Annotated in this window: 17 protein-coding genes; 15 read left to right on the top strand and 2 right to left on the bottom strand. The window is 64.0% G+C overall.

What is annotated here, in order from left to right; all coding sequences use genetic code 11:
- Positions 1 to 117: 117 nt before the first annotated feature.
- Positions 118 to 1,671, bottom strand: a complete 1,554-nt coding sequence (locus CEY05_RS00450; protein WP_088595435.1) for a flagellin — start codon at positions 1,669 to 1,671, stop codon at positions 118 to 120.
- Positions 1,672 to 2,028: 357 nt separating this feature from the next.
- Positions 2,029 to 2,784 carry an RNA polymerase sigma factor FliA gene (locus CEY05_RS00455; RefSeq protein WP_088595436.1) on the bottom strand — a complete coding sequence of 252 codons (756 nt, stop codon included), beginning with the start codon at positions 2,782 to 2,784 and terminating at the stop codon, positions 2,029 to 2,031.
- A 453-nt stretch (positions 2,785 to 3,237) separates the two neighbouring features.
- On the opposite strand from CEY05_RS00455, the gene flhD reads away from it, so the two are divergent.
- The 15 genes from flhD (at position 3,238) to flhF (ending at position 20,560) form a co-directional block, all read left to right on the top strand.
- Entirely contained in the window at positions 3,238 to 3,561 is a 324-nt protein-coding gene (flhD, locus tag CEY05_RS00460) for a flagellar transcriptional regulator FlhD (RefSeq protein WP_088595437.1), read from the top strand.
- Between the two features lie 59 nt (positions 3,562 to 3,620).
- Entirely contained in the window at positions 3,621 to 4,202 is a 582-nt protein-coding gene (flhC, locus tag CEY05_RS00465; protein ID WP_088595438.1) for a flagellar transcriptional regulator FlhC, read from the top strand.
- A 120-nt stretch (positions 4,203 to 4,322) separates the two neighbouring features.
- A complete protein-coding gene (gene motA / locus CEY05_RS00470; protein ID WP_088595439.1) occupies positions 4,323 to 5,195 on the top strand; it encodes a flagellar motor stator protein MotA in 873 nt (290 codons plus the stop codon).
- 18 nt (positions 5,196 to 5,213) lie between these two features.
- The gene (motB, locus tag CEY05_RS00475) at positions 5,214 to 6,230 is read left to right on the top strand and encodes a flagellar motor protein MotB (RefSeq protein ID WP_088595440.1); all 1,017 of its coding nucleotides are present in this window, start codon (positions 5,214 to 5,216) and stop codon (positions 6,228 to 6,230) included.
- Positions 6,231 to 6,253: 23 nt separating this feature from the next.
- Positions 6,254 to 6,646 carry a response regulator gene (locus CEY05_RS00480; protein WP_088595441.1) on the top strand — a complete coding sequence of 131 codons (393 nt, stop codon included), beginning with the start codon at positions 6,254 to 6,256 and terminating at the stop codon, positions 6,644 to 6,646.
- A 15-nt stretch (positions 6,647 to 6,661) separates the two neighbouring features.
- A complete protein-coding gene (gene cheA / locus CEY05_RS00485; RefSeq protein WP_088595442.1) occupies positions 6,662 to 8,866 on the top strand; it encodes a chemotaxis protein CheA in 2,205 nt (734 codons plus the stop codon).
- 13 nt (positions 8,867 to 8,879) lie between these two features.
- Positions 8,880 to 9,380 carry a chemotaxis protein CheW gene (gene cheW / locus CEY05_RS00490; RefSeq protein WP_088595443.1) on the top strand — a complete coding sequence of 167 codons (501 nt, stop codon included), beginning with the start codon at positions 8,880 to 8,882 and terminating at the stop codon, positions 9,378 to 9,380.
- An 88-nt stretch (positions 9,381 to 9,468) separates the two neighbouring features.
- Positions 9,469 to 11,166, top strand: a complete 1,698-nt coding sequence (locus tag CEY05_RS00495; RefSeq protein WP_088595444.1) for a methyl-accepting chemotaxis protein — start codon at positions 9,469 to 9,471, stop codon at positions 11,164 to 11,166.
- A 93-nt stretch (positions 11,167 to 11,259) separates the two neighbouring features.
- Positions 11,260 to 12,030: a CheR family methyltransferase gene (locus tag CEY05_RS00500; protein WP_369825883.1), complete on the top strand. Its 771-nt coding sequence runs from the start codon at positions 11,260 to 11,262 to the stop codon at positions 12,028 to 12,030.
- Between the two features lie 26 nt (positions 12,031 to 12,056).
- Positions 12,057 to 13,118, top strand: a complete 1,062-nt coding sequence (locus CEY05_RS00505; RefSeq protein ID WP_088595446.1) for a chemotaxis response regulator protein-glutamate methylesterase — start codon at positions 12,057 to 12,059, stop codon at positions 13,116 to 13,118.
- A gap of 48 nt (positions 13,119 to 13,166) precedes the next feature.
- Positions 13,167 to 13,556, top strand: coding sequence for a chemotaxis response regulator CheY (gene cheY, locus CEY05_RS00510; protein ID WP_088595447.1), 390 nt, complete (start codon positions 13,167 to 13,169; stop codon positions 13,554 to 13,556).
- Between the two features lie 7 nt (positions 13,557 to 13,563).
- A complete protein-coding gene (cheZ, locus tag CEY05_RS00515) occupies positions 13,564 to 14,214 on the top strand; it encodes a protein phosphatase CheZ (protein WP_088595448.1) in 651 nt (216 codons plus the stop codon).
- Between the two features lie 142 nt (positions 14,215 to 14,356).
- Positions 14,357 to 15,511, top strand: coding sequence for a flagellar biosynthesis protein FlhB (gene flhB / locus CEY05_RS00520; RefSeq protein WP_088595449.1), 1,155 nt, complete (start codon positions 14,357 to 14,359; stop codon positions 15,509 to 15,511).
- A gap of 4 nt (positions 15,512 to 15,515) precedes the next feature.
- Complete coding sequence (flhA, locus tag CEY05_RS00525) at positions 15,516 to 17,633, top strand: flagellar biosynthesis protein FlhA (protein ID WP_088595450.1); 2,118 nt, start codon at positions 15,516 to 15,518, stop codon at positions 17,631 to 17,633.
- The gene (gene flhF / locus CEY05_RS00530) at positions 17,630 to 20,560 is read left to right on the top strand and encodes a flagellar biosynthesis protein FlhF (RefSeq protein WP_233161293.1); all 2,931 of its coding nucleotides are present in this window, start codon (positions 17,630 to 17,632) and stop codon (positions 20,558 to 20,560) included. The genes flhA and flhF overlap by 4 nt, the downstream gene beginning before the upstream one ends.
- The last annotated feature ends 129 nt before the right edge of the window (positions 20,561 to 20,689 follow it).

Below are 20,689 nucleotides of genomic sequence, written 5' to 3' on the forward strand. Positions count from 1 at the left end.
GCCAGCATTTCGGCAGTCTCACTTGCTGAGCAATGACAAAAAAACCCGGCCCGCGGATGAACGCGGGCCGGGTTTCGTCTACTGAAAGCCAGCGAACCGGCTTTCAGAGAGTACCGATTAACGCAGCAGCGACAGAACCGTCTGCGGCACTTGGTTGGCTTGCGCCAGAACCGAGGTACCAGCTTGTTGCAGGATCTGAGCACGGCTCATGTTCGACACTTCGGTCGCGTAGTCGGCGTCTTGAATACGCGAACGGGCGTCGGACAGGTTGTTGACCGTGTTGTTCAGGTTGGTGATGGTCGATTCGAAGCGGTTCTGGATCGCGCCCAGGTCGCTACGGAACGAGTCAACCGTCGAGATGGCCTTGTCGATGTTGGCCAGGGGATCAACGTTGGCTTCGTCGCCAGCGGTAACCTTGCCCGACGCGTCAGCGGTGGCGGTGAAGTACGTGGTCGTGCCGTCGGTACCGACGTTCTTGACCAGCAGGTTGCCCTTGGCGTCCTTCTCCAGGGTGTTGGTGCCACCCAGGCTGGCGAAAGCGTCGGTCGTGTTGTAGGCAACAGCAGCGACGGTGGCCACGGCGTCCGTGCCCGGCAACGTCAGGACGTTGTCGTTCGAAACGGCGGTGTAGGTCGTGCCAGCGGTCGGCACGGCGCCCGTCGTGCCAGCGCCACCCAGGGTGACCTTGCCGGTGTTCAGGTCGATCTTGTTGGTCGTGCCGTCGATGGTCCACGACTTGGTGCCATCCGTAACCGTCAGCGTGCCGCCAGCGTTCGACTGGAACACGGTGAAGGAAGGAGCGCCTGCGGCGTTGTCGGCTTCGGCCGTCTTGACGTCGCTGAGCTGCGTCAGGGTGCCGCCGTTGACGAACGTGGTGGCGCTGGTGGCAGCGATGCTGGCGGCAGCGGCGGTACCGGCCGTGTTGTACGACACGGTGTTCGTGTCGGCATCGTACGAAGCGGCGTACAGCGAGCCGGCGCTTTGTGCGTACAGCTTGCCGTCGTTACCGACAACCAGCGACGGGGCAGCCGGGGTCGAGCCCGAGTAGTCCAGAGCGACGGTGGTGGCCGACGTGGCAGCCTTACCGGCGACGGCATCCTTGAAGTTGCCGGCAGCAACCAGCGAGTCGCTGGAAACGCTGTTGGTCACGTCCAGGTTGGTCAGGCCCAGGGTCGACGAATTGATCTGCTTCAGGTTGACGTTGATCGTTTCGTTGTCGTTGGCACCGACTTGGATGGTCAGCGTTTGATCGCTGGCCAGAACCTTCACGCCGTTGAACTGGGTCTGAGCCGACACGCGGTCGATTTCAGCCAGACGCTGGGTGATTTCAGCCTGGATCGACTTCAAGTCGCTCGACGAGTTCGTGCCGTTGGCGGCTTGAACGGTCAGTTCGCGAACGCGCTGCAGGTTGTTGTTGATTTCGTCCAACGAACCTTCGGTCGTTTGAGCGATCGAGATACCGTCGTTGGCGTTGCGAGCAGCCTGGGTCAGGCCGTTCACGTTGGCCGTGAAGCGGTTGGCGATGGCTTCACCAGCAGCGTCATCCTTGGCGCTGTTGATACGCAGGCCCGAGGACAGGCGGGTGATCGCGGTGCCCAGAGCGGACTGCGACGAGTTCAGGTTGTTTTGGGCAACCAGCGACAGGTAGTTGGTATTGATAACCGAAGACATTGTGTAGCTCCCGAGAGAGAAAGGCTTCTTCAAACTGGGCAGCTATCGCTACCCAACAGCGCGGTGGGGCTCGCCCGGTTCAAACCGAAACAAGTGTTCCGCTGCCTGGATAACGACTACGACATTCGATTCTTTAGGGCTATTTTTCGAAGTTTTTCACCGAAAGCTTATTTCCCGGGGGCCTCATAGGAGAAACGCCCCGCAAAGCAGGGCGATCTTTCAAAGTGTTACTTAATTCGGAGAATGAGAAGCGGCTGGGGCAGGTGCCGGGCTGGCGCGGATGTCGCCGGAAGGCAAGGGGAGCATAGCTACGCCGGGACGGCCGGCCGGCTTTCGCAACGCCGCGCCGCAGCGGCATCAAACCACATGCGCCAGCAACCCATGCCCCGGCATCTCCCGCCAGGACTGGTTATGCATATAAGCCCGCAACCGCGTCGTCGCCTGGCTGCGCAACTGGCAGACACGCGCTTCGGTTACTTCCATGATGGCGCCGATTTCCTTCAGGTTCAGCCCCTGTTCGTAATACAGGGACAACAGCAGCTTTTCGCGGTCGGGCAGGGCGTCGATGGCCTCGACCAGTACCTGGCGGAAATCGCCCGCCAACAGGCTATCCAGCGGATTGCTGTTGGTGGAGGTGGCGGCGGCGCCGTTGCTCCAATCGGAATCGCTGCTGTCGGCGCCATTCTCGGTGCCGAAATCTTCGTAATGCACGATCTGCACGCCTTGGGCGTCGTACAGCATCTCGTGGTACTCGTTCAGCGGCATGTTCAGCTGGGCCGCGATTTCGGATTCCGTAGGCGCGCGCATCAGGCGCTGCCCCAGCTGGGCAACGGCTTGCTCGATGCGCTTGGCCTTGCTGCGCACGCTACGGGGCAACCAATCCTGGTTGCGCAACTCGTCCAGCATCGCGCCACGGATGCGCGAGGTGGCATAGGTCTCGAACTGCGCGTCCGCCGTTTCCTGGTACCGGCGGAAGGCATCCAGCAGGCCGATCATGCCGGCCTGTATCAGATCGTCCAATTCGACGCTGGCCGGCAACCGGGCGAGCAGCTGCAACGCAAGCTTGCGTACGAGCGGAGCATATTCAGCCAGGTTGTCTTCAGATTGGGGCATTACGCTTTGGCTAACGAAAACTTAGGGCATCAGGAGTTGCCCGAATCGTGTTGTCGGCAGGCGACAGCGTTACAACAGGCCGACGGACACTCGGGGAAATCCGGGGGTGCGGAGGGCTCCCTGGCGGATTCCTGACTACTTCTTGTAATTGTCGGCAATTTGCGCCCATCCATTCGCCCAAAGACGCGAACAATTGAAGGCTTATTTACAGAATTGACTCAAAGTCGTGAATTTCTTTGTTGCTATATATATCCTTGAAGTGCGATATTTGTCGAACAAACAATTTTTGTCATACTTGACATAGAAAATGACAGCCTACATGGTAAATTTCCTGACGTTTGCGAACATAAGACACATTTAGCAAACACGACGGGTAACCGCCATGTCGTATGTAACGTTTGTTTGCGCTAGCCATCGGGACAGCGTATCTGAAGAGTGACCAAGGGACGACCCATGAAACACACTGAGAATTCTTTGCTCGCCGACATTCGCGAAGTGAACCTGTCCTATCTGCTGCTGGCCCAGCGCATGTTGCGCGACGATTTTGCCGCCGCGATGTTCCGCCTTGGCTTCAGCGAGCCGGTGGCTGACATCCTGCTTCGTTTGTCGCCCGCGCAACTGGTCAAGTTGGCCAGTTCCAGCTCCTTGCTGTGCCGTTTCCGTTTCGACGATTACAGCCTGCTGTCCGCGTTGACCCACGACGTCCTGGGCGGCGCTTTGCAACAGGCCCACGCCACGATCCTGCTGGCCAAGCAACCGGTCGAGCAGTTGGCCTGACGCGCCACGGCGCACACGCCACTCTCCATTTTCTATATATGTCAGGTTTGTAACGGGCTATGGCCACGAAAAGCGTATCGCAAGAAGCCGACGAAATCCTATTGGCTAGCGCCATGATAGGTTTGGGGGCACGGCTTCAAGTCCTCGAGTCCGAAACCAACCTCAGCCACGATCGCCTGGCGCGGCTCTATCGCGAAATCCGCGGTTGCTCGCCACCCAAGGGCATGTTGCCCTTCTCGGTCGACTGGTTCATGACGTGGCTGCCGAACATCCATTCGTCCCTGTTCTACAACGTGTTCAAGTTTCTCAACGAGAACACGGGCAGCAAGGGCATACGCGCCACCATCGATGCGTATCGCCTGTATCTGGAACACAACGGCGTCACCGACGGCGAGGGCGGCGAACCGGTCCTGAGTTTCACCCGCGCCTGGATGCTGGTGCGCTTCTTCGAAGGCAAGATGCTGCAGTTGTCGGAATGCCGGCAGTGCGGCGGACATTTCATCGCCCATGCGCACGATCCGCGCGGCGATTTTGTCTGCGCCATCTGCCGTCCGCCTCCACGTGCCGGCAAGACCCGCGCGGCCGCCAAGGAGCGTGCGGGACGACGTGCGGGAGTGGCCGCCGACGTCGTCGGGCTGTGACCATTTCCGCTCAATAACCCCAAAAAGCCACGGAAATTCCCCTGTAACCCACGCTTTTGCGTGGGGGGAAACAGTGGATGATGGGCGTTCATACTACGTCTAAGCTGGCAGGGGCCTGATGTGCTGATTGTTATTGGTTACTTGGTAGTTATTGCTTCCGTGGTGGGAAGCTTCGTCGTCATGGGTGGCCACCTGGGCGCGCTCTACCAGCCGTTTGAATTCACGCTGATCGGCGGTGCCGCCGTCGGTGCGTTTCTCGCCGGCAACAGCGCCAAGTCGATCAAATTGACCAAGGCGGCGATTCCAGCCGCCTTGCGTGGTGCGCCCTACAGCAAGGATGTGTACATGGAGCTGATGTCGCTCATGTACGTCATCCTGAACAAGGCGCGCCGTGAAGGCCTGATGGCGATCGAATCGCATATCGAGGATCCGTCGTCCAGCCCGATCTTCATGGAATCGCCGCGCATCATGAAGGATCCGAAGCTGATGGAATTCATCACGGATTACCTGCGCATCATGATCAGCGGCAACATGAGCTCCTTCGAAATCGAAACGCTCATGGACGAAGAAATCGAGACCTACAGCCACGAGCGCCACGTGCCCGTGCACGCGTTGCAGAACGTGGCCGACGCCATGCCGGCCTTCGGTATCGTGGCCGCGGTGCTGGGTGTGATCAAGGCGCTGGCCGCGGTGGACCAGCCGCCGGCCGTGCTGGGTGACCTGATCTCCAAGGCCATGGTCGGTACCTTCCTGGGTATTTTGCTGGCCTACGGTTTCGTGGCGCCGCTGGCTTCGCGTGTCGAGAAGCAGACCGCCGAGTCGATCAAGATTCTTGAGTGCATCAAGACCACGCTGCTGGCCAGCATGAATGGCTACCCGCCGCAGCTGGCCGTGGAATTTGGCCGCAAAGTGCTGTACTCGGGTGTGCGGCCGTCGTTCGCCGAACTCGAAGAGCACGTGCGCCAGGCCAAGACTTCCACCGGCAAGGCTTGAGGCGTTCGGGAAAGATAGATGGCTACCGTCAATAATCACCGGGTCGTCATCCGCAAAAAGAAGTCCGCAGGCGGCGGGCATCATGGCGGAAGCTGGAAGATCGCCTACGCCGACTTCGTTACGGCGATGATGGCCTTCTTCCTCGTGATGTGGCTGATCAGCGTCGTGCCGCGCGAGGAACTGAAGGGTATCGCCGAGTACTTCCGCATGCCTTTGCATGTAGCGCTGACCGGCGGCCCCAGCAATTCGGCCGAAACCAGCGCCATTCCCGGCGGTGGCATGGATCCCCTGCGCAGCGATGGCGACACCCGCCGCGCCGACGGCAATCGCCTGGAAGCCCAGGTCAAGGGCGATGCCGAGCGGCGTGACCAGCGCCGCCTGGAACAGGTGCGCGCGCGCATCGAGAAGACCATCGACACCAGCCCGCTGCTGAAGAATTTCCGGCCGCAGCTGATGATCGACATGACGCCCGAAGGGCTGCGCATCCAGATCATCGACAACCAGAACCGGCCCATGTTCGCCACCGGCCGGGCCGAGCCGCAGCCCTATATGCGCGACATCCTGCGCGAGCTGGGCCCGGTGCTCAACGACATTCCGAACAAGATCAGCATCTCGGGTCACACCGACGCCAGCCAGTACGCACGAGGCGAACGCGCCTATAGCAACTGGGAGCTGTCGGCCGACCGCGCCAATGCCTCGCGCCAGGAATTGGTGGCCGGCGGCATGACTGAAAACAAAGTAGCACGTGTTGTGGGCCTTTCTTCCAGTTATAGCCTGGTTAAGGATGACCCCTATGCTGCCGTTAACCGACGTATCAGTCTGGTGGTGTTGAACCGCGAGACGCAGGAACGGTTCGACCGCGAGAATGCCGCGGCCACCGATGTCACGGGTAAGGATGGGCGCCAGATCGGCAACGCGATAGAGCAGCGCGTCGCCACGCCGGCAGCGCCGGCGGCGGCAGCACCCGCCGCGCCGGCGGTTGCCGCGCCCGCTGTGCCAGTGACTCCCGCTGCGTCCGCGCCGACGGCACCGTAATCGACTCTAGGGAGTTTGGGTAAATGACGGCGACGATTCTGGTCGCGGATGATTCCGCGACGATGCGCATGATAGTTCAAGCAACGCTCACCGGCGCCGGCTGGAAAGTGGTCGCGGCCGGCAATGGCAAGGAAGCGCTGGATCTGGCCATTGCGCAGGAGACGCCTGTCGACCTGGTGGTAAGCGATTGGAATATGCCCGTCATGGGCGGCCTGGGCCTGATCACCGGCCTGCGTCAGGTCGAACGTTACGAGGAAGTGCCCGTGCTGGTGTTGACCACCGAGGACGACGTGGAAAGCAAGACGGCGGCGCGCGACCTGGGCGTGTGCGGCTGGTTGCACAAGCCTGTCGATCCCGATCTGCTGGTGGAAATGGCGACGGAATTGCTGGATTTGTCCGGCGAGCAGCCGAGTTGATAGGGAAGGGCGACCATGACAGGTCTTGACCTGAGTCAGTTTTACGAGACCTTCTTTGATGAAGCGGATGAACTGCTGGCGCAGATGGAGCAACTGCTGCTCGAACTGGATGCCGGTTCGCCGGACATCGAGCAGCTGAATGCGATTTTCCGCGCGGCACACTCCATCAAGGGCGGCGCGGCTACCTTCGGCACCTTCGCGGTGCTGGCGGAAACCACTCACCTGTTGGAAAACCTGCTCGATGCGATACGCCGGGGCGAAATGGCCTTGCGTACCGACATGATCGATATATTTTTGGAAACGAAGGACGTGCTGAAAAGCCAATTGGATGCCTATCGCGCCTCCGAGGAGCCCGACGCGGCCGCCTACGAACGTATTTGCCAAGTGCTGCGCCAGTTGGCGCTGGAACACAAAGGCGAGGCGCCCGCGCCTGTCACGCCCGTAGCCGCCGCGCCCGCCGTTACGGCGCCGGCGCCCGCTCCCGTGGCGCCCCCGGCTCCCGCGGCCCCCCCGGCCGCGGCGCAGGACGGCAATCTGCCGCTGCGCCTGCGTATCAACAAGATCTCCGAAAAGGATGCCGCTTCCATCCTGGAAGAAATGGGCAACCTGGGCCAGGTGCTGGCCAGCGACAAGGCGGCCGGTGGCCTGACCGTGTGGCTGGAAAGCACTTGCTCGTCGGACGACATCGAAGCGGTGTGCTGCTTCATCGTGGATGCGGACCAGATTGCGATCTCCCGCGACGCTGCGCCCGGCGCGGCCTCCGCCCAGGCAGTCGATGAGTTCGCCCAGGCCGCGGAACAGTTCGCCGCGCAGGCCCAGGCTGAGTCCGTGGCCGCCGCGCCGATCGCGGCCGCTGCAGCCCCGGCCGCCGCCGCGGCTGCTCCCGCAGGCACCCCGGCCGCTGCCGCCCAGGAAGCCGCGGCCGTCGTGGCGCAAGCCGCCTCCACCGCCGCGGCACAGCCAGAGCCGGCGCGTGCCGCCGCCCGTGCCCCCGCCGCCGCCAATACGCAAGCCAACCATTCCAGCGAATCGACGTCGATCCGCGTCGGTGTGGAAAAAGTCGACCAGGTCATCAACCTGGTGGGCGAGCTGGTCATCACGCAGGCCATGCTGGCGCAGCAGGCTTCCACGCTGGATCCGGTGCTGCACGACCGCCTGCTCAACGGCATGGAACAGCTGGAGCGCAATGCGCGCGACCTGCAGGAATCCGTGATGTCCATCCGCATGATGCCGATGGATTACGTCTTCAGCCGCTTCCCCCGCCTGGTGCGCGACATCGCCGGCAAGATGGGCAAGCAGATCGAACTGCAGACCTACGGCCGCGCCACCGAACTGGACAAGAGCCTGATCGAACGCATCATCGATCCGCTCACCCACCTGGTGCGCAACAGCCTGGACCACGGCATCGAGACGCCGGAACGGCGCATCCAGGCCGGCAAGGATCCGGTGGGCCAGCTGGTGCTGTCGGCGCAGCATAGCGGCGGCAACATCGTCATCGAGGTCAGCGACGACGGTGGCGGCCTGAACCGCGACCGCATCCTGAACAAGGCGCAGCAACAAGGCATCGCCGTCAGTGAAAACGCCACCGACGACGAAATCTGGCAACTGATCTTCGCGCCCGGCTTCTCGACCGCCGAAAAGATTACCGACATCTCCGGCCGCGGTGTGGGCATGGACGTCGTGCGCCGCAATATCCAGGACATGGGCGGCCACGTGCAGCTGTCGTCCACCGAGGGGCAGGGCACCACGACCCGTATCGTGCTGCCGCTGACGCTGGCCATTCTGGACGGCATGTCGGTGCGCGTGGGTGAGGAAACCTTCATCCTGCCGCTGAACCACGTGACCGAGTCGCTGCAGCCGAACAATGAGCAAATCTATTCGGTGACCGGCAACGAGCGTGTGATGCACGTGCGTGGCGAGTACCTGCCGCTGGTGGAAATGCACCGCGTGTTCGGTGTCGCCAATGCGCAGACCGATCCCACGCAGGCCATCGCCGTCATCATGCAGGCCGAAGACCGCCGCTTCGCGCTGCTGGTCGACCACCTGGTCGGACAGCACCAGGTGGTGGTGAAGAACCTGGAATCGAATTATCGCAAGGTGCCCGGCATTTCCGCCGCCACCATCCTGGGCGACGGCAGCGTCGCCCTGATTATCGACGTGTTTGCTCTGGCGCGCGCTAACCGCGAAAAGTGGTCGCAACCCGAAGCCATGCTGAATTGAGGGAGAAAGAACAATGGCAGCTAGACCGCAATCGCAAAGCAGCCGCGTCGAAGACGTCGGCAGCGAATTCCTGGTGTTCACGCTGGGCGACGAAGAGTACGGCATCGACATCCTGAAGGTGCAGGAAATCCGCGGCTATGACGCGGCCACCGTAACCCGCATCGCCAACGTGCCGCCCTTCATCAAGGGCGTGACTAACCTGCGCGGCATCATCGTTCCCATCGTGGACCTGCGCATCAAGTTCGCCCTGGGCAAGGTCGAATACAACGAACAGACCGTGGTCATCATTCTGAACCTGGATCGCCGCGTCGTCGGCATCGTGGTCGACGGTGTGTCCGACGTGCTGATGCTGAATTCCGGCCAGATCCGCCCGGCCCCCGAGTTCGGCGCCAAGCTGTCGACGGAATATCTGACGGGCCTGGGCACGATCGACGATCGGATGCTGATCCTGGTGGATATCGAGAAGATGATGACCAGCGACGAAATGGCGCTGGTGGAAAAAGTCGCCGCCTGACGCGGAAGGCTGAACCGCGCGGGCAGAAGAGAGGGTGGGGGAGGTGTCTCGCGGACATCTACCCAAATAGATCGGGGGGAATTTAGCTATGCGCCGTTTCTTCGCCAATATGTCGATACGCGCCAGCCTGCTTGGCGTGTTGGCGTTTTTTTCGCTGATGCTGGTGCTGGGCGCCGTCCTGGGCGTGGCGTCGCTGTACGTCAGCAACAACACGATGCAGGAAATGCGGCGTAACCAGGCCTTGGCCATGGCGCTGGATGGTGTCGTGGGCGAGTACAAGAACACCCTGATCGGCCTGGGCCGCGCGGCGTCGGTGCATTTGAGCGAAGTGGTCAAGCATATCGGCGATCCGGCGATTCCGGAGCCCGGCCTGGCCCCCCCGGCCAAGAGCCTGCTGGATTTCGCGCGTATTTCCTATGACAAGTCCCTGGCCGAGTTCAAGCGCTACCAGGGCATGCCGCATCCCGCCGGCCTCGACAACGAATTCAAGGAAATCGACGCCGCCTATGGCGCGTTGATGCAAAACGGCGTCAAACCGCTGTTCGACGACCTCACCAAGGCTGATCTGCCCAACTACCAGATGCACGCCCAGATGGTGTCGGACGTGATGGAAGACCGCTTCAACCTGGCGCTGGGGCAGTTCACCAGCTGGCGTGCGAAGAGCAACACGGCCGCCTTCGACGAAGCGGAGCAACGTTATCAATGGGTGTTGGTGGCTGTCGGCGCGGGCGGGGTGATTGCCATCCTGCTGGTGCTGTCCACCTATATGTTCTTGCGGCGCCGCGTGATCAGCCCGCTGGACGAGGCCGCGCATCGCTTCGACCGCATCGCGGCGGGCGATCTCACGGAGGCCGTCGATTCGCGTTCGAACAACGAGATCGGCCGCCTCTACGCGGCGATCAAGCGCATGCAGGAGAGCCTGACCCGCACGGTGTCGCAGGTGCGCCGTGGCGTGGATGAGATCAACGTCGGCTCGCGCGAGATCGCCGCGGGCAATACCGATCTGTCCAGCCGCACCGAACAGCAGGCGGCTTCGCTGGAGCAGACGGCGGCATCCATGGAGCAACTGGCCTCGACGGTGAAGCAGAACGCCGACAACGCGCGCCAGGCCAATCAGCTGGCGGCCAGTGCGTCGGATGTGGCGGCGCGCGGCGGCGTGGCGGTCAATGAAGTGGTCAGCACGATGGAGGGCATTTCGGCCAGCTCGCGCAAGATCTCTGAAATCGTCAGCGTGATCGACGGCATTGCCTTCCAGACCAACATCCTGGCGCTGAACGCGGCGGTGGAAGCGGCCCGTGCCGGCGAGCAGGGCAAGGGCTTCGCGGTAGTGGCGGGCGAAGTGCGCTCGCTGGCGCAGCGCAGCGCGCAAGCGGCCAAGGAAATCAAGGGCCTGATCGAGGACTCGGTGACCAAGGTGGGCGCTGGTTCGCAGCAGGTCGAACGGGCCGGCGCGACCATGGAAGAGATCGTGGCGTCGGTCAAGCGGGTCACGGACATCATGGGCGAGATTTCGGCGGCGTCCGAGGAACAGTCGACCGGTATCGACCAGGTCAACCGCGCGGTATCGCAGATGGATGAAGTGACGCAGCAGAACGCGGCGCTGGTGGAAGAGGCGGCTGCCGCGGCGGGTTCGCTGCAGGAACAGGCGCAGCGCCTGTCCGAAGCCGTCGCCGTGTTCAAGATAAATCAAGGCCAGGTCATCGACGTGTCGGCCCAGCAACTGGGTGGCCAGCGCGCCCCCGTGCTGGCGGGCGCGGGCAGGCGGCTGGCCGAAGTGGCGGGTTAAGAGGCTTTTGTGACGACGATAGCGGCGGCGCCGTCTTTCCAGGTTGAACGGCAATTCGATTTTCGCGATGCCGACTTCTCGCGCGTGCGGCGCATGATCCATGCGCGGGCGGGGATCTCGCTGGGCGAGCACAAGCGCGAGATGGTCTACAGCCGGTTGGCGCGGCGCCTGCGGGTATTGGGCCGCAACGACTTTGCCAGCTACCTGGATCAGTTGGAACAGGAGGTGGGCGACCCGGAGTGGGAAGACTTCGTCAACGCCCTGACCACCAACCTGACGGCTTTCTTCCGCGAGTCGCACCACTTCCCCATCCTGTCGAAGTTCGTCGCCACGCGGCCCGACCCCGTGTCGGTGTGGTGTTGCGCGGCGTCGACCGGCGAAGAACCGTATTCGATCGCCATCACGCTGGCCGAGACCTTGAGCAGCCGGTCGCTGGCCAATGCCAGCGTGTACGCCACCGATATCGACACCAATGTATTACAGAAGGCGCGCAGCGCCGTCTACCCCTATGAGCGCGTGGCCAAGATCGAAGACGCGCGCCTGCGCCGCTTCTTCCTGAAGGGCAAGGGGCCGGCCGCGGGGCAGGCGCGCGTGCGTCCCGAGATCGCGTCGCTGGTGCGCTACGACACGCTCAACCTGCTGGCGCCGACGTGGCCCATCCAGGAGAAGTTCGACGCGATCTTCTGCCGCAACGTCATGATCTATTTCGACAAGCCGACCCAGGCGCGCATCCTGGAGCGTTTCGTCCCGCTGCTCAAGCCGGGCGGTTTGTTGTTTGCCGGCCACTCCGAGAATTTCACCTATATCAGCCGGGATTTTCGCCTGCGCGGACAGACGGTGTATGAATGCCTGGGCCGGTCGTAGGAAATAAAGCCAGGAACGACACAAAGATGCAAAAGAAAATCAACGTATTGTGCGTGGACGATTCAGCGCTGGTGCGCGGCTTGATGACGGAGATCATCAATAGCCAGCCGGACATGACCGTGGTTGCCACGGCCCCCGATCCCTTGGTCGCGCGCGATCTGATCAAGAAACATAATCCTGACGTCCTGACGCTGGACGTGGAAATGCCGCGCATGGACGGCCTGGATTTCCTTGAGAAGCTGATGCGCTTGCGACCCATGCCGGTGCTGATGGTGTCGTCGCTGACCGAGCGCGGTTCGGAAATCACCTTGCGCGCCCTGGAGCTGGGCGCGATCGACTTCGTCACCAAGCCGAAGTTGGGGATCCGCGACGGCCTGCTCGAATATACCGAGCTGATCGCCGACAAGATCCGCGCCGCCGCCAAGGCGCGCGTGCCTCAAGTGCCGCATGCCAACACGCCCCGGCCCGTGCCGCAGATCCTGCGTTCGCCCTTGTCCAGCTCGGAGAAACTGGTCATCATCGGCGCCTCCACGGGTGGCACCGAAGCGATCCGCCATGTCCTGCAGCCGCTGCCGGCCGATAGTCCCGCGATCCTGATCACGCAGCACATGCCGGCCGGTTTCACGCGCTCGTTCGCGCAGCGGCTCGATGCCTTGTGCAGCGTGACCGTGCGCGAAGCCACGCATGGCGAACGGGTGTTGCCTGGACACGTCTATCTGGCGCCCGGTGGCGAAATGCATATGCGCCTGGGCCGCAGTGGGGCAAACTACGTGATCGAACTCGATCCGTCCGATCCGGTGAACCGGCATCGGCCGTCGGTCGATGTACTGTTTCATTCGGCAGCCGCGGCTGCCGGCCGCAACGCCATCGGCGTCATCCTGACCGGCATGGGCAAGGATGGTGCTGTCGGCCTGCTTGAAATGAAACGCGCCGGCGCGCGCACCCTGGCTCAGGACGAAGCCAGTTGTGTCGTGTTCGGCATGCCGCGCGAGGCGATAGCCCTGGGCGCGGCGGATGAAGTGGTTGCGCTGGGCGCAATGAGCGAACGTATCCTTGCCAATGTGGGCGACCGCGGCCATCGCGTCTGACGCGATGCGTGCGAGTTCACAGGGCACAAGCATTTCTTGGAGTCTATGATGGTTGACAAAAGTTTGAAGATCCTGGTGGTGGACGACTTCCCGACGATGCGTCGGATCGTCCGCAACCTGTTGAAGGAATTGGGTTTCGAGAACGTCGATGAGGCCGAGGACGGCGCTGTCGCCTTGGACAAGCTGCGCAATGGCGGTTTCCAGTTCGTCGTGTCGGACTGGAACATGCCCAACCTGGACGGCCTGTCCATGTTGCAGCAGATCCGCGCCGATCCCAACCTGTCCAAGCTGCCGGTGCTGATGGTGACGGCGGAAGCGAAGAAGGAGAACATCGTGGCGGCGGCGCAAGCGGGCGCCAACGGCTACGTGGTCAAGCCCTTCACCGCGGCCACGTTGGAAGAGAAGTTGAACAAGATCTTCGAGAAGATCGCTGGTTGAGGTTGCCATGGAAAGCACGGAAACCACGCAAACGGAAGCCGGAGCTGGTACTGGCGATCCCACCGATCTGATCCACCGCATCGCCTCGCTGACGCGTATGTTGCGCGACAGCATGCGTGAGCTGGGACTGGACCAGGCCATCAAGGATGCCGCTCAGGCCATTCCTGACGCCCGCGACCGTCTGCGCTACGTGGCGCAGATGACGGAGCAGGCCGCCAACCGCGTGCTCAATGCCGTGGACGCCGCCCAGCCGGTGCAGGAAGATCTTGCCCGCAATGCCAAGCAGCTGGATTCGCGCTGGAACGAGTGGTTCGACCAGCCCCTGGACATGCCGCAGGCGCGCGAACTGGTGAAGGACACCCGCGCCTACCTGCAGGGCGTGCCGGGCCAGACCCAGATCACGCAATCCAAGCTGATGGAAATCATGATGGCGCAGGATTTCCAGGATCTGACCGGGCAGGTCATCGTCCGCATGATGGACGTGGTGGGCGCGATCGAACGCGAATTGCTGCAGGTGCTGCTGGACAGCGTGCCGACCGAGAAGCGGGACGAAGCCAATTCCCTGTTGAACGGCCCGCAGGTCAACCCGGAAGGCAAGGTCGACGTCGTCACCAGCCAGGACCAGGTGGACGATCTCCTGGCCAGCCTGGGCTTCTAAGGCTGGGGAGGGGAACTCGGCCAAGCGCGAACAACGCCGATTTCCCCCTTTTTATCTGCCATTCGCGCGCACCATACGTTTTCTACAATGCCTGTCAGCGGCTCCCAGACCCGGAATGGCCGCCGCATGACCCACCCCCCGCATGGCAGAAGAAAGCGACCTCGAAAAGACCGAAGCCGCCTCTCCCAGGCGCCTGGAAAAGGCGCGTGAAGAGGGGCAGGTGCCGCGTTCGCGCGAGCTTGGCACGTTCGCCGTGCTGGTGGCGGGGCTGGCGTACCTGTGGCTGGGCGCACCGCTGCTGTTTCGCAGCATCTCGGGCATCCTGCACAACGGCCTGGGTTTCGACTCCCGCATCCCCCGCGACACCACCGTCATGATCTCCACCGCGCTGCAAAGCGTGGGCGAGGCCATGCTCATGCTGGCCCCGTTCTTCCTGGTGGTCGCCGTGGTGTCCGTAGCCGCGCAACTGGCCATCGGCGGCCTGGTGTGGTCCAACAAGCCCCTGGAAGTGAACCTGGGCAAGCTGGATCCGATCGCCGGGTTCGGCCGCATATTCTCCTGGAACACCCTGGTCGAGCTGGGCAAGACCCTGCTGAAGGCGGGTATCGTCGGCGGCATCGGCGCGGTGGCCATCTGGCGCCATCACGACGAAATGATCGCGCTCATGCACACCACGCCCGTGGTCGGCCTGATCGGCATGCTCAAGATCGTCGCCACCTGCGCCGCACTCATCATCGCGTCCATGATCCTGCTGGTCCTGGCCGACGTGCCCTGGCAGATCTTCAGCCACATGAAGAAGCTGCGCATGAGCAAGGAAGACGTCAAGAAGGAATTCAAGGAAAGCGAAGGCGACCCGTTGCTCAAGGCGCGCATGCGCCAGCAGCAGCGCCAGGCTGCCAGCCGCCGCATGATGGCCGCGGTGCCCGGCGCGGATGTCGTGGTCACCAACCCCACCCATTACGCGGTGGCGCTGAAATACATCGAAGGCGACCTGTCGTCCGCCCCCCGCGTGATCGCCAAGGGTACCGGGCTGATCGCCGCCCATATCCGCGAAATCGCCAAGGAAAACCGCGTGCCCACGCTGGAAGCCCCCCCGCTGGCGCGGGCGCTGTACAAACATGTGGAAGTGGGCAAGGAAATCCCGGTGGCACTGTACACGGCCGTGGCCGAAGTGCTGGCCTGGGTGTTCCAGTTGCGCGCCTGGCGACCGGGCTGGGTGCAGCCTTCGCCTCCCACCGATCTGCCGGTGCCGTCCAAGCTCGACCCGCAGGCGCAAGCCGCGGCCGAAGGAGTCTAAGTAAATGAGCGAATTGCTCGCCATGTTCAAGGCCAACGGCGCTGCCCAGGCGCGCCTGCTGGCTGGTCCATTGTTGATCGTCCTCGTGCTGGGCATGATGATCCTGCCCTTGCCGGCATTCATCCTGGACCTGCTGTTCACGTTCAATATTTCGCTGGCCATCATGATCCTGCTGGTGGCCATGTTCACGCGCAAGCCGCTGGACTTCGCCGCCTTCCCGTCGGTACTGCTGTTCGCCACCCTGCTGCGCCTGTCGCTGAACGTGGCTTCCACCCGCGTCGTGCTGATGCACGGCCACTCCGGCCCGGACGCCGCCGGCAAGGTGATCGAAGCCTTCGGCCACTTCCTGGTGGGCGGCAACTTCGCCATCGGTATCATCGTCTTCATCATCCTGACGATCATCAACTTCATCGTCATCACCAAGGGTGCCGGCCGTATCGCCGAAGTGGGCGCGCGTTTCACCCTGGACGCCATGCCCGGCAAGCAGATGGCCATCGACGCCGACCTGAACGCCGGCCTGATCCGCGAGGACGAAGCGCGCAAGCGGCGCGCCGAAGTGTCGCAGGAAGCCGACTTCTACGGCTCCATGGACGGTGCCAGCAAGTTCGTGCGCGGTGACGCCGTGGCCGGCCTGCTGATCATGGTGATCAACGTCATCGGCGGCCTGCTGGTGGGCGTGGCCCAGCATGACCTGTCGGTGGGCGAAGCCGGCCGTGTCTACACGCTGCTGACCATCGGTGACGGCCTGGTCGCGCAGATCCCGGCGCTGGTCATCTCGACGGCCGCCGGTGTGGTGGTGTCGCGCGTGGCCAACGACCAGGACGTCGGCCAGCAGATCATGGGGCAGTTGTTCTCCAACCCCCGCGTGCTGTTCCTGACGGCGGCCATCATCGGCATCATGGGCTTGATTCCCAATATGCCGCACATCGCCTTCCTGTCGCTGGCCGCCATCCTTGGCGGTTCGGCCTACTACATGGTGCGCCGGGACATGCGGGCGCAGGCAGCGGCCGCGTCCAAACCCAATCCGGGCCAGACCCAGGCCAAGGCGGCTGCCGCCGAAGCCAGCTGGGAAGACGTGTCGATGGTGGACCAGCTGGGCCTGGAAGTGGGCTATCGCCTGATTCCCCTGGTCGACCACGCCCAGAACGGCGAGCTGCTGCACCGTATCCGCAGCCTGCGCAAGAAATTCGCGCAGGACGTGGGCTTCCTGCCGCCGGTGGTGCACATCCGCGACAACCTGGAATTGAAGCCCAACGATTATGTGATCCAGCTTTCCGGCGTGGAAGTGGGCCGCGGCGTTGCCATGCCGGGCCAGTGGCTGGCCATCGACCCGGGCGGCGTCACCTTGAAGCTCAAGGGCACGGCTACCACCGATCCGGCCTTCGGCCTGCCGGCGGTGTGGATCGAGGCTTCCATGCGTGACCAGGCGCAGATCGCCGGTTATACGGTGGTGGACGCCAGCACCGTGGTGGCCACGCACCTGAATCACCTGATGCACCGCCACGGTTCGCTGCTGCTGGGCCGCCAGGAAGTGCAGCAGTTGCTGGACCGCATCGGCAAGGACGCGCCCAAGCTGGTCGAGGACCTGGTGCCGAAGACGCTGTCGCTCACCATCCTGCAGAAGACGCTGCAAGGCCTGCTGGCCGAGGAAGTGCCGATCCGCGACATGCGTTCCATCATCGATACCATTTCCGAACATGCCCCGCGCCTGTCGGCGCAGGCAGCCACGGCGGGTGGCCAGCCCGACGTGGGCGAACTGATTGCGTTGTCGCGGCGTGCCCTGGGCCGCGCGATCACGCAGCAGTGGTTCCCGGGCGACGGCGAAATCCGCGTCATCGGCCTGGACGTCAAGCTGGAGCGCGTGCTGTCGCAGGCGATTTCCACCAGCGGCGTGCTGGAGCCGGGCCTGGCCGAAAACGTACTGCGCGAGGCGCAGGCGGCCGTGCAACGCCAGGAGGCGCTGGGCAATGCCCCGGTGCTGGTGGTGTCGCCGCTGCTGCGTTCGTCCCTCTCGCGCTTCCTGCGCCATCATCTGCCGCAACTCGGCGTGCTGGCCAATACAGAAATTCCCGATGAGCGTATCGTGCGCGTGACCGCGCTGATAGGCGGGAGCTCGGCTTGAACATCTTGCGATTCTTTGCCCCGACCAACCGTGAAGTGATGCGGCAGGTCCGCCAGGCCTTGGGGCCTGACGCCTTGATCATTTCCAGCCGCAGCGTCGATGGCGGCATCGAAGTCATGGCCACCGACCCGTCGGCGCTGGACGAGAACGGCCGCCTGCGCCGGCCCGAACCCGCGCTGCAGGAAGTGGCCAGCAACACCGAAGACGACCGCGCCAACCGGCCGTCCTACGCATCGTCCCGGCCCGCTGCCTATGTGACGCCGGAGGCCTACGTCTCGTCGCGGCCTGCCGCGTACGAGGCAGCGGCCGCTCACGTGTCGCCCGGGCGCGCCGGCTACCCGGCACCGAAGCCCGTGGTGGGCGCCCGTGCCACGACTTACGACGCTGATGACTTCGACGTGGCCGACGATTCGGACGGCTATACCTATACGCCGTCGCGCCCGGCCGCCCAGCGGCCGGCGCAGCCGCCGGACTATCCGCCGTCCCGGCCAGCGTCCTACGCCGCACCCGCCGAACCGTCTTCGTACGCCGCCCCGGCCCAGCCCATGGCGGCGCCCATGCCGCAGCCGGGAGCGCATCCGAGCCGGATGGCGGCGCGCTATGTCGATATCGCCGACATGCCGGCGGAACAGCCCGCACCCAAGGCGGCCGACATTCCCGCTGCCCCGTCGCTGGCAACGCCCGAGCCTTTCAACGCCAACGCCCTGACACCCGGCCAGCGCGCCGGCGTGGCCTATAACGCCATGACCGACAGCGCCTTGTCGGTGGTGGAAGAGGACGCCCCGCAGCCCGACGCCGAGCAGTCGCCGGCAGCGGCGCAAGAGTGGCGGCTGGCGCTGGAAACCCTGCGCGGCACCCTGGAAAACCGCATCGACGGCCTGCTCTGGAGCAAGGGCCTGCGCGCCGAACCGGTCGTCGCCACACTGTTCCGCACACTGCTGGAAGCCGGCTTCAGCGCCGCCCTGGTGCGGGCCCTGATGGACCGCCTGCCGCGTCAATTCACCGCGGCGCAAGCCCTGGGCTGGGCGCGCGACGAGCTGATTGCCCACCTGCCGGTGCTGGGCAACGAAGACGACCTGCTGGGCGCGGGCGGGGTGTTCGCCCTGGTCGGCCCGACGGGCGTGGGCAAGACCACCACGCTGGCCAAGCTGGCTGCCCGCTGCGTGGCCCGCGTGGGCCGCGACCAGGTGGCCATGCTGACCACCGACAATTTCCGTATCGGCGCGCACGAGCAACTGCAGATCTACGGCCGCCTGATGGGCGTGCCCACCCGCTCGGTGCGCGACGTCGACGAACTGCGCGGCACCCTGGCGGAACTGGGACATCGCAAGATCATCCTCATCGACACCACCGGCATCAGCCAGCGCGATCGCCATGTGGCCGAACAGGCCGCCATGCTCAATGGCGCCGGCCGGCCGGTGCAGCGCCTGCTGGTGCTCAATGCGGCGAGCCAGGGCGATACCCTGGACGAGGTGGCGCAGGCCTATCGCAATGTCGGTGACCAACCCATCCGGGGCTGCATCATCACCAAGGTGGACGAGGCCTCGCGCTATGCGGCCACCCTGGACACCGCCATCCGCCATCGCCTGCCTATCCATTACGTGTCGCGCGGCCAACGGGTGCCCGAACACATGGAAGTGCCGCAGGCTGCCGAGCTGGTCGACGGCGCCTTTGCCTGCCTGAAGCGGCCGGCGCTCTATACGCCCAGCGAATCGGACCTGGCCGCGCTGTGGTCGGCTTCGCGTGAAGCCGCCGGCGGCGAACTGGCCGATCCGGTCCGGCGCCGCCAGTTGCTGGCGGCCGCCGTGGCCCAGCCCCTGGGCAAGCGTGCCGATGACGAAGGGGAAATGGACGCCGCGCTGGCATGGATGAACACCGATCCGGCCTGCGTGCAGGCGCGCCTGGGTTGGCGCGAATTCGGCGGGGCCCGGCCCTTGCCAACGGAGGCCCTGTGGTCCAAGCCGATGGAGATGGCGCGCAGCGAGTTTTCGGCGACCTGCCAGCGTCATTTGCTGGCCATCCATGGCAAGGCCCCCTTGCGCGGCGATGGCCTGCCCGGCGGCCAACTCCACGCGGCGCTGCTGATGAGCGACCGGGGCGCGGCCCTGGCGGCGCCGGCGCACCAGCTGGTCATGCAGCATGGGGCCGTCACGACGTATGAAACCGCTGGCGCCGCCGCGCTGGCGAACGCCAGTCCCGCCGACGCCTTGGCGGGGCGGGTCCAATGGCTAGGTGCCGCCTTGCCGCACCTGCCGGTCGTGCACGTGATCGACGCCGGCACCGCCGCGCTGTGGGCCACGCTGTCCGAGCAGGGCCATGCCTGGCTGTCGCGCTGCACCGGCGCGTTGCGCGTGATGCAGGAAGAAACCCCCACCATCCTGCAGGCGGTGGCCAAGTCCCTGGGCTATGTGCCGGTAGGGCAGGCGGGCGACATGCCGGGCCTGACCGTGATGAAGGACGACAAGCCGGTGGCGTTGCGGCTGTGGGCGGCGGGCACGGAAGTAGGCCTGGCCGCGCGCGGTACCGACGGCGGGCTGATGCGTCTGGTATGCGCCAAGCTGATCGATCCCGCCGGCAAGGTAGTGTCGGTGCTGTACGGCTTGACCAATGTCAGCGTGACGCAGGCCGACGCGGCCGCGGTGGCGCGCTGGCTGGTGTTGAACGACCAGGCCAAGTCTGCCTTCCGTTATATGGTCCACGCCTGGCAGCCTTTGGCGGGTGCGGGCACTGGTGACGATGCCTTGCAGCGCCAGGCCTTGATGGCTGGCCAGCTGGGCGCGGCCTGCTGGCAGCTGGCGCATGCGCCGAATGCCGCGGTGATGCGGCGCCTGCTGCAGAACCTGATGGGCCCGGAACGCAAGCTGCCCGCCCGCCTGGTCCCGCCGGCCTTGCTGCGCTTTTTCGCGATGGTGGAAATGGCGGGTTGACGCAGGCTCTCTGCGTAGAAAATCTTTGATTTGAAAGGGATAAAAGCCCGCAACAAATAAATTTGTTGCGGGCTTATTTTTCTTTGGATGGTGCAAAGGGGAGATTTCAGGCCGCGGCTAGGCCTTCCC

Source organism: Achromobacter sp. HZ34, assembly GCF_002209485.1.
Taxonomy (GTDB): Bacteria; Pseudomonadota; Gammaproteobacteria; order Burkholderiales; family Burkholderiaceae_B; genus Bordetella_C.

What these genes read in the sequence shown, in the direction of transcription:
- CEY05_RS00450 (WP_088595435.1), bottom strand. Translation starts at nt 1,671, where the DNA reads ATGTCTTCGGTTATCAATACCAACTACCTGTCGCTGGTTGCCCAAAAC.
- cheY (WP_088595447.1), top strand. Translation starts at nt 13,167, where the DNA reads ATGGTTGACAAAAGTTTGAAGATCCTGGTGGTGGACGACTTCCCGACG.
- CEY05_RS00495 (WP_088595444.1), top strand. Translation starts at nt 9,469, where the DNA reads ATGCGCCGTTTCTTCGCCAATATGTCGATACGCGCCAGCCTGCTTGGC.
- cheZ (WP_088595448.1), top strand. Translation starts at nt 13,564, where the DNA reads ATGGAAAGCACGGAAACCACGCAAACGGAAGCCGGAGCTGGTACTGGC.
- flhB (WP_088595449.1), top strand. Translation starts at nt 14,357, where the DNA reads ATGGCAGAAGAAAGCGACCTCGAAAAGACCGAAGCCGCCTCTCCCAGG.
- CEY05_RS00500 (WP_369825883.1), top strand. Translation starts at nt 11,260, where the DNA reads ATGATCCATGCGCGGGCGGGGATCTCGCTGGGCGAGCACAAGCGCGAG.
- flhD (WP_088595437.1), top strand. Translation starts at nt 3,238, where the DNA reads ATGAAACACACTGAGAATTCTTTGCTCGCCGACATTCGCGAAGTGAAC.
- motB (WP_088595440.1), top strand. Translation starts at nt 5,214, where the DNA reads ATGGCTACCGTCAATAATCACCGGGTCGTCATCCGCAAAAAGAAGTCC.
- CEY05_RS00455 (WP_088595436.1), bottom strand. Translation starts at nt 2,784, where the DNA reads ATGCCCCAATCTGAAGACAACCTGGCTGAATATGCTCCGCTCGTACGC.
- flhA (WP_088595450.1), top strand. Translation starts at nt 15,516, where the DNA reads ATGAGCGAATTGCTCGCCATGTTCAAGGCCAACGGCGCTGCCCAGGCG.
- cheA (WP_088595442.1), top strand. Translation starts at nt 6,662, where the DNA reads ATGACAGGTCTTGACCTGAGTCAGTTTTACGAGACCTTCTTTGATGAA.
- flhC (WP_088595438.1), top strand. Translation starts at nt 3,621, where the DNA reads ATGGCCACGAAAAGCGTATCGCAAGAAGCCGACGAAATCCTATTGGCT.
- CEY05_RS00480 (WP_088595441.1), top strand. Translation starts at nt 6,254, where the DNA reads ATGACGGCGACGATTCTGGTCGCGGATGATTCCGCGACGATGCGCATG.
- cheW (WP_088595443.1), top strand. Translation starts at nt 8,880, where the DNA reads ATGGCAGCTAGACCGCAATCGCAAAGCAGCCGCGTCGAAGACGTCGGC.
- CEY05_RS00505 (WP_088595446.1), top strand. Translation starts at nt 12,057, where the DNA reads ATGCAAAAGAAAATCAACGTATTGTGCGTGGACGATTCAGCGCTGGTG.